This is a genomic window from Psychrobacter pasteurii, assembly GCF_900162815.1.
Classification (GTDB): Bacteria; Pseudomonadota; Gammaproteobacteria; order Pseudomonadales; family Moraxellaceae; genus Psychrobacter; species Psychrobacter pasteurii.
On record NZ_FUGD01000082.1, the window covers coordinates 1 to 6,457 of the forward strand.

The 6,457-nt window shown below is 43.5% G+C and carries 6 protein-coding genes and 1 pseudogene; 5 read left to right on the forward strand and 2 right to left on the reverse strand.

Features of this window, described 5'->3' with window-relative positions; translation table 11 throughout:
* Nucleotides 1-136 (forward strand): zinc ribbon domain-containing protein (locus A1232T_RS06945; RefSeq protein WP_143513965.1); only part of this gene is annotated, 136 nt, incomplete at its 5' end.
* An 81-nt stretch (nucleotides 137-217) separates the two neighbouring features.
* Nucleotides 218-1,147 (forward strand): HpcH/HpaI aldolase/citrate lyase family protein, encoded by a 930-nt coding sequence (locus tag A1232T_RS06950; RefSeq protein ID WP_244152405.1) that lies wholly within the window; start codon nucleotides 218-220, stop codon nucleotides 1,145-1,147.
* A 63-nt stretch (nucleotides 1,148-1,210) separates the two neighbouring features.
* On the opposite strand, the gene ampD is transcribed toward A1232T_RS06950, so the two are convergent.
* Nucleotides 1,211-1,834 (reverse strand): 1,6-anhydro-N-acetylmuramyl-L-alanine amidase AmpD, encoded by a 624-nt coding sequence (gene ampD, locus A1232T_RS06955; protein WP_077448741.1) that lies wholly within the window; start codon nucleotides 1,832-1,834, stop codon nucleotides 1,211-1,213.
* A gap of 196 nt (nucleotides 1,835-2,030) precedes the next feature.
* Between ampD and A1232T_RS06960 the strand changes: the two genes are divergently transcribed.
* Nucleotides 2,031-4,037 (forward strand): Lnb N-terminal periplasmic domain-containing protein, encoded by a 2,007-nt coding sequence (locus A1232T_RS06960; RefSeq protein ID WP_077448742.1) that lies wholly within the window; start codon nucleotides 2,031-2,033, stop codon nucleotides 4,035-4,037.
* 99 nt (nucleotides 4,038-4,136) lie between these two features.
* Nucleotides 4,137-5,423 (forward strand): PGAP1-like alpha/beta domain-containing protein, encoded by a 1,287-nt coding sequence (locus A1232T_RS06965; RefSeq protein ID WP_244152406.1) that lies wholly within the window; start codon nucleotides 4,137-4,139, stop codon nucleotides 5,421-5,423.
* A 19-nt stretch (nucleotides 5,424-5,442) separates the two neighbouring features.
* On the opposite strand, the gene A1232T_RS13845 is transcribed toward A1232T_RS06965, so the two are convergent.
* Nucleotides 5,443-5,724 (reverse strand): hypothetical protein, encoded by a 282-nt coding sequence (locus A1232T_RS13845; RefSeq protein WP_143513966.1) that lies wholly within the window; start codon nucleotides 5,722-5,724, stop codon nucleotides 5,443-5,445.
* A 171-nt stretch (nucleotides 5,725-5,895) separates the two neighbouring features.
* Here A1232T_RS13845 and A1232T_RS06970 point away from each other — a divergent pair.
* Nucleotides 5,896-6,457 (forward strand): annotated as a pseudogene (locus tag A1232T_RS06970) (IS1 family transposase); the annotation flags it as partial.

Consider the following 6,457-nt stretch of genomic DNA (forward strand, 5'->3'; position numbering starts at 1 on the left):
AGGTAGAGCAGGTTTGCGAATAAGAGGATGGACTTGTGCTGAGTGTGGCACATGGCATGATAGAGATATCAATGCTGCTAAGAACATCCTTGCGGTCGGGCTTGACCGTCTAGCGGTAGGAATCCCCTCGGTTTAGCGAGGGGAGGAAGTCAAAACTGGGATAAACAATCCGTGCGATGGGCTGAGTGTTAATACTTGAATAATAAAGGAAGGAATAATGAGCTGCACAAAACAGTCGATGCTAAACGATGAACAAGATACGGCTTTTGCAAAAGAATCGAGTGGGCTGTGGGTTACGCCTCGCAGTTGGCTTTTTGTGCCCGCCACTAGGCCAGAGCGCTTTGATAAGGCGGCTAATAGTGGGGCTGATGCGGTAATTATTGATTTAGAAGATGCGGTAGAGTCAGCTGATAAGCCTCAGGCTCGAGAACACATCGCAGAGTATGTCGCACAATATGATAAACGTAAGACAGACAGAGCGGAGGTAGCTTTAAATTCTGGCACAACCGAGTTATGGCTGCGACTTAATAACGATGCTCATTTAACTGAAGATTTAGTTTTATGTCAATCATTGGCTGCACATGAGGTTATTTCAGGGATAGTTTTACCCAAAGTAACTAAAGCCTCACAGGTTGAGCTCGTATTTGAGTCGTTAAAATTACCTGTAGTGGCACAAATAGAATCAGCTCAAGGCATAAGTCAGCTAGAGGCCATTGCCCAAAGTGAAGGATTAATGGCGCTTAGCTATGGGCGATTAGACATCAGTAATGAGCTTGATTTAACAGCGGGCTCTCAAGCAGAGCAAGACTTTTTTACCCATTTACGTATTCAGATACGTTTGGTTAGCCAAGCTCATAATCTCACAGCGCCAATAGAAAGCATTTATGCGGATTTTAAAAATGAGACAGCAATGAAAGCGACTGCAGGCTATGTGTCGGATTTAGGGTTTTCAGGGATGCTGTGTATCCACCCGCGTCAGGTCAATATTGCTAACCAGGCTTTTAAAGCCAGTGACAGTCAGCTGGCTTTTGCCACAAAAGTTATCGAGCATTATCAAAAAACAGGCGATAGTACTTTTGCCATTGAGGGTGTGATGGTCGATTTGCCCGTTATTTTGCAGTGTCAAAGGTTGTTACAGCAAAGCTAAGCCAGCTTAGACCTTTTATAAGGCCGCTTCTAAAAAATAGAAGTCTGCCATTAGGTTGAAGAGCTATGTTGAAGGGCTTATCTGACTGACTAAGTCGCGTAATTTATCCCATTCAAAGAAGTCACCAGGATCAGTTTTTCGTCCTGGAGCAATATCACTGTGCCCCGTTAGATGACGGTATGTCTTGGGGTAGACTTTATAAATAGCAGCGACCACACTGGCCAAAGCGACATATTGTTGCTCAGTGAAAGGCTGATGGTCTGAGCCTTCTAGCTCAATTCCGATAGTATAATCATTACATTCAGGCTTACCTAAGTAGCTTGAGCGCCCGGCATGCCAAGCTCTGTCTTCAAAGTTCACTAATTGGGTAATCTCACCATTTCGCTCAATAAATAGATGAGCCGATACCTCCATGCCTTCGATGGTTTTGAAGTACGGATGTGCCTTCCAATCCAAAGTGTTGGTAAAAAAGGCTTTCACATAATGCAAGCCATTGGCATCAGTCTTTTCAAATTCATCAGGAGGTAAGCTGATGTTGTGAATAACAATAGCGCTGATATCCGTGTCTTCTGGACGCTCATTGAAATTAGGGGAGGCCAGCCAAGTGGCTTGAGTTAAGCGCCCAGATTGAATATCAAAGGGTGTGAGTTTTGGGGCTGTTCTTGATTTGAAAAGTGTTTTTTTCATAAGTGGTTATTTTATCAAAATAAAAAATGGGGCAGCTTAATTCACTGTCATATAAGGTTAGCTGTCATAGAGGATATCAAGCGGTCTAATAGATCTTGCTGCCAATGGCTTTAAATAGGGAGCGTGGTATTATAAAAGCATATGGCAATATTCGCTTGAGCCTGTTCATTATACTCAATTAATAATAGGGTAAATCATGTTATCTGACAAATCTGCTGTGCTCCCAAAAAAGGCCTTGTATGGCTTGAGAAAAACGGCCAGTCATCTGGCTGTTGCTAGCGTCTTGGCCAGTTTGGGTTTAGGCCTATCTGCTTATGCCCAAGATCCTAAGCCAGCTGAAAGTGAAAAAGCTGACAGTAGTAGTCTTGATTCAGAGACAAGGGCCAGCTCTGATCGTGCTCAGTTGACACAGCAGCTTATTACTTTGGCTAAGCAAAAGAATCTGGCCGCTCATCCCAGCTGGCTACGACTGCATTATTATGAACAAACAAGTCGTCAGCAAAGTTCAAGAGAACAAAGCGGGTTATCAGGCTACAAAAGTAAAATCACCCACTCAGACTTCTTTATTAGTAAGGCAGGCAAGAGCGATCCGCAAGCTGAGCTAGAGGCCTTTATTACGGCCACAATTGAACAAAGTAAAGATGGGGATGAGAGTGTGGCTTGCCGCTTTCCTGCCCGGACTTATTGGTTAAAACAACAACTAGGCTTAGAGCAAGTTGAATCAGATTGTCCTGACTTTGATACTTGGCTACAAAAGCTTGATCCTAAGAGGTTGTCCGTGGTGTTTGCTGAAGAGTATCCGGACCGCCCAGTATCTGCCTTTGGTCATACCTTAATGTTGATTGATTCGACAGCGAGCCTTGCCGATCCCAAAGCCATTGATAAGGCTCATGCCCTTAATGATACTGTGGCGGGCAACCCAGATGACTCATTTATTATGTATGCCATCAATTCTGCGTTTGGGAGCTATGCCAATGACATTACTATTGAGCCTTACCCACAGAAATTAGCTGACTATCTGCAAAAAGACAATCGTGACGTTTGGACTTATGAGCTGAAGCTGACCGATGCTGAAGTTCAGCAAATTATGCGCCATGTCTATGAGACTAAAGACCTAGAGCTGCCGTATTACTTTACCCTAGATAACTGTGCCTCAGAGATATTGCGTTATATTGATGTGGTTCGTCCTGAAGGTAATTTACTCGAAGAGTTTACTTTGGCAGTAGTGCCTTCTGATGTGATTCGTCTGTTACAAAAAGAAGGCCTGATTAATCAACAAAACTATTTCCCCGCTGATGCTACCTTAGCTCAAGCTAAGCTCAATAATCCGCAACTGACAGATTTATCTAGCAGCAGTATCGATAGCAATCACCAGTTGGTTTCAACTCAACTAACCCCAGTGGATAATAACCCGCTTAATGCTCACTCATTACAGCGTGTTATGGTAAGTGCAGGCGCGCAAGATGATACGGGCTACTTAAGTTTGGCCTATCGCGGGGGATTTAATGGCCCATTAGATCGCCCCAGTGGTTATCCGCAGAACTTTCATTTAGAGGCGGGTATTGTTGAGCTAAGAGCTTATGCCGATGATGAAAAAAATAAAGGCAATCACAATCGAGTGGAGCTTCAAGAGTTGACCGTACTTCGAGGTCGCTCATTTAATCCAATAAATACCGCACGCAAAGGAGAGTCCTTACTATCGAGTTGGGGCGTTAATCTACAAGCTATCCAAGTCAAAGATGGTTCACAGATGAATGACAATTCACGCAGTGGAGATCCAGACAGCAGTCATCTGGTGGGAAGCTTTGGCTATGAAAAAGGGGTTTCAGTAGCCTTTGGAACTCCTGCAGCAGGTTCGGGTCAATTGCCTCCACAGCTTTGTTATGCCATGGGTACGGGATTGGCACAAGTGAGTAAGGGATTGCATAAAGGCTATCGAGTGGGGGCAGGCGTGAATTTAGGATGTCGCTACCAGCTAAATAGTAACACTCGATTAGTCGGTGAGGTTCAAGTGCCTTATTGGTATCACGGCAGCTCTGATAATGACCAACTAAAAGACAGCTATTGGCAACCTATCTTAAGTTTAGGCGCTCAGTATGATTTAGACAAAAACCAAGCCATTAGATTAAAAGGCAGCTATGAGCTGCAAGAGGGTATTGAAGGTCGAGATGATGTGCAGCTGGCGTATGTAAAATACTTCTAAGATCGTCTTTGGCTTTAAGACTCAGGCCTTTGTCTATTTTTAAAGATAGGCACAGACAGTTACACATAGTAGTATGGGCCTACCTACATGGAAATTACTATGATGACGCAAAAACTTATTTCTGACAGCAAGCCTGAGAGTGGTAACGAGCACGAACTTGAAGGAATGATATCCATTTATGACTTCTTGGACGGGATAAGCCAACTTAGCATTGCTGGGGTTATAGAAACTACTGCAATTGTCGAAGCGATACATCGTGAAATTGTACTGCGACCTTTAGGCCTGTTAAATCATAGATATGGTCGCTTTTGGCGTCAGGGTATTAGTAGCAGGGTCTATGGTGTGGTCAAAGGCATTACTTCCTTAGTAGGTCACAGCTTGGCTTTGGGCATCCATCAATATAGCCATTTTTTGGCGCCTAAAAATCCGCAGCCTTTACCAAATCATCTGAGTCTTGTGGTCAATGCCCTTAATGGAGTTATGGGAGATCACTTGGAGACTAAGAAAAACCCACTTGCCTTGCCAATGATGCTCTACACAAGTGAGGGTTTTCCTATCGCTAGCTTGAGTCAGGTGAGCCAAGCCGAAGCCTTGTCAGGTAAGGTAGCGATTATTCTGCATGGGCTATGTATGGGTTATCTTAATTGGCAGCCTGACAATGAGCAGGGCTTGGGTCAGAAGATCTTAAAGGCACAGCCTGATACTAAGGTGCTTTATCTCAATTACAATACAGGGCGGCGTATCTCAAGCAATGGCCACCAATTGTCCGAGTTATTACAAACGCTAATAACCAGCCATCCTCATATCACTGAAATCAACCTGATTGGGCACAGTATGGGCGGGCTAGTCTCGCGTAGTGCTCTTTATTATGGCGAAGAAGCTCAATATGAGTGGGTGGCGAAGGTGGGTAAGTTAATTACCTTGGGGACACCACATCACGGAGCAGTGCTTGAGCGTATTGGTGATTTTGTGCAGCAAACCATTAGCCGGTTACCTTTTGCTGGCTCGTTGGCTAAATTGGGAGATTTAAGAAGCGCAGGCATCATTGACCTACGTCATGGCAGCGTTCGAGATGAGGATTGGCAGTCGCTTTCAATACGTAGTGTGTTGCCTGATAACGAGCGCCATGCGACCCCTTTACCAAAGCATATCAAGGCCTACTTTTTGGCGGGCAGTTTGAGTGAAGAGGGAAATAACTCAAAGGGCAGTCATCTGCTTGGAGATGGACTGGTTAATATCAAATCAGCTCTTGGTGAACACACAAACGAGCATACCTTAGCTGTTCCAAAAGAGCGCAAAGCCCTGTTTTATGGGGTTGGTCATTTGGCTTTGCTGACTGATGAGAAAGTTTTAGATAAAACGGTTGAGTGGTTGAAGCTTAAATAAAACCGTGAAGTAATATTTTTTACTGAGTATTGGCAGCAATGGTCAAATCATAATTTCCTGTATTGCTAAGATTCATACTTTTTAAATCCACTCTTGCTCCAACACCAAGCCAACAATACCTAGCTAATAAGTTCGGCGCAAAAGAGGTATCTGTTACATTTTGATTGGCATGATATAAAGTAACATTAGCGATAACTTTTTGAGCGGGGTTACTTTTATTAATAAGTTGTGCATCTCTAAAAACGACAATGTCTTGTGGGGAGCTATTTACTCTTTGAGGGGAAGAGGATTGACCGACCAAAGTGAAAATATTAGGATTATCTCTTAAGTAGTTTTTAAGTAAATCATACTGATTACCGCCACGTGGCGCAGATGTACAGCTACTGATGGAAGCGATTCTAGTATAAAAATTGATGGTGGTTCAAAAAGTAGGCTGGAAAAAAACAGGCTGAGAAATTGATAAAATAGTGAAATGCACATCACACTACACATCAAATGCCCAGCCTGTCTAAGTGACAATACAAAGAAAAATGGCTTCAAAAGCTATGGTAAACAAAACTATAGATGCAAAGACTGCAAACGGCAGTTTATTGGCGACCATGCCTTAACGTACCAAGGCTGTCACTCCCAAAAAGATAGCAAAATACGCCATCTTATGGTCCGAGGCAGTGGCATAAAAGACATCGCTTGCGTTGAAAAAATTAGCAAAGGCAAAGTACTGGCCACCCTAAAAAAGTGTCACTACCAAATAACCCCCAAGCAAAGGCAATATGACTGTCTTGAAGTCGATGAGCTTTGGACATTCGTAGGTAAAAAGACCAACAAACAATGGCATAATTTATGCCTATCACCGTGACACAGGTGAAATTGTTGCCTATGTGTGGGGAAAACGAGACCTTAACACTGTCAAAAAGCTTAAAGCTAAGCTGAAAGCGTTAGGCGTAAGTTGTGCTAGAATCGCTAGTGATACCTGGGATAGCTTTGTTACTGGCTTTAAGGGCTTTACCCAAGTCATTGGCAAGTTTTTCACGGTC

Excerpts from the sequence above, each read along its gene's own strand:
- A1232T_RS06950 (WP_244152405.1), top strand. The coding sequence starts at position 218 with ATGAGCTGCACAAAACAGTCGATGCTAAACGATGAACAAGATACGGCT.
- ampD (WP_077448741.1), bottom strand. The coding sequence starts at position 1,834 with ATGAAAAAAACACTTTTCAAATCAAGAACAGCCCCAAAACTCACACCC.
- A1232T_RS06960 (WP_077448742.1), top strand. The coding sequence starts at position 2,031 with ATGTTATCTGACAAATCTGCTGTGCTCCCAAAAAAGGCCTTGTATGGC.
- A1232T_RS06965 (WP_244152406.1), top strand. The coding sequence starts at position 4,137 with ATGATGACGCAAAAACTTATTTCTGACAGCAAGCCTGAGAGTGGTAAC.